Raw genomic sequence first — 1287 nt, 5'->3', positions numbered from 1 at the left:
TCGGACCTGCACGGACTCGACCTGGGGCCAGAGGGCGCGGGCGTGGACGGTCAGCCGGTGTCGCAGGTGGTGCTGCGTGGAGTCGGGCGGGTTCTTGGGCACGACCCCATCGTGCCGCCCCGGGCCACGATCCGCCATGATCTTCGATCATGTGGGGAAACGGGCAGGTCAACAGCGTGATGCGGGCAGTACCGGTCGAGCTTGCCGCTGACGTGCGGGCATTGCTGGAACAGCGGGCCGCGTCCACGAAGGCGGCGGTGCGTGACGCGATGCGGGCCAGGGTCGTACTGGCCGCGTCGGACGGGATGTCCAACGCGGAGATCGCCCATGACCTGTCCGTGACGATCAACACTGTCCGCAAGTGGCGGGGCCGCTACGCCGAGCTGGGACCGGCGGGATTGCTGGACGCCGCCCGCTCGGGGCGTCCGCGTCAGTACGGTGACCTGGTGCGCATCGCGGTCGTGGCCGCGGCCACCGCCGAAGTCCCCGACGGCGCGGCGACCTGGACCCACGTCGCGATCGCCGAGCAGGTCCGCGGCACTGTGTTCGCCCCGGTTTCCGCCTCGTGGGCCGGACGCGTCCTGGCCGACCTGGACCTCAAGCCGCACAAGGTCACCGGCTGGCTCACCCGTCGTGACACCCCGGACTTCTGGGAACGCGCCCGCGACATCTGCGAGTTGTACCGCAACCCGCCCGCCGGGGCGGTCGTGCTGTCCATCGACGAGAAGACCGCGATCGCAGCCCGCTCCCGCAAGCACCCCGCCCAGCCCGCCACCCCGGCGGCACCAGGACAGCCCGGGCGACCGGCGCGCCAGGAGTTCGAATACGTCCGCCACGGCACCGCCTCCCTCGTCGCCGCCATGGACGTGACAAGCGGCGAAGTCCTCACCGAGGTCATCGACCGCAACACCGCGGCGACGTTCACCGCCTTCCTCGACCAGCTCGACGCCACGATCGAACCAGGCAAGAACATCCACGTCGTCCTGGACAACGGCTCCTCACACACCGCCCGCCACACCAAGAAGTGGCTGGCCAACCACCCTCGCTGGCACGTCCACTGGACCCCACCCCACGCCTCCTGGCTCAACCAGATCGAGCTCGTCTTCTCCGCCCTGACCCGCCGTGTCCTGCGACACGGCGACTTCACCAGCCGCGACGACCTCATCGCCAAGATGGACGACTACATGATCAAACGGAACGAGACCGCCCGCCCCTTCAAGTGGACCTACGCCGCCAGCCCCCTCCAGGAAGCCTGAACCCCCCTCCACGAACTTTCGCGGAGCAGCA

1 protein-coding gene is annotated in these 1287 nt (G+C 69.5%); it reads left to right on the top strand.

What is annotated here, in order from left to right; all coding sequences use genetic code 11:
* Positions 1–149 precede the first annotated feature (149 nt).
* Positions 150–1256 carry an IS630 family transposase gene (locus OTB19_RS42920; RefSeq protein ID WP_267804287.1) on the top strand — a complete coding sequence of 369 codons (1107 nt, stop codon included), beginning with the start codon at positions 150–152 and terminating at the stop codon, positions 1254–1256.
* Positions 1257–1287: the final 31 nt, after the last annotated feature.

It is taken from the genome of Streptomyces sp. H27-H5 (assembly GCF_026627505.1).
GTDB lineage: Bacteria > Actinomycetota > Actinomycetes > Streptomycetales > Streptomycetaceae > Streptomyces.
This window is presented reverse-complemented; position numbering and strand designations above follow the sequence as displayed.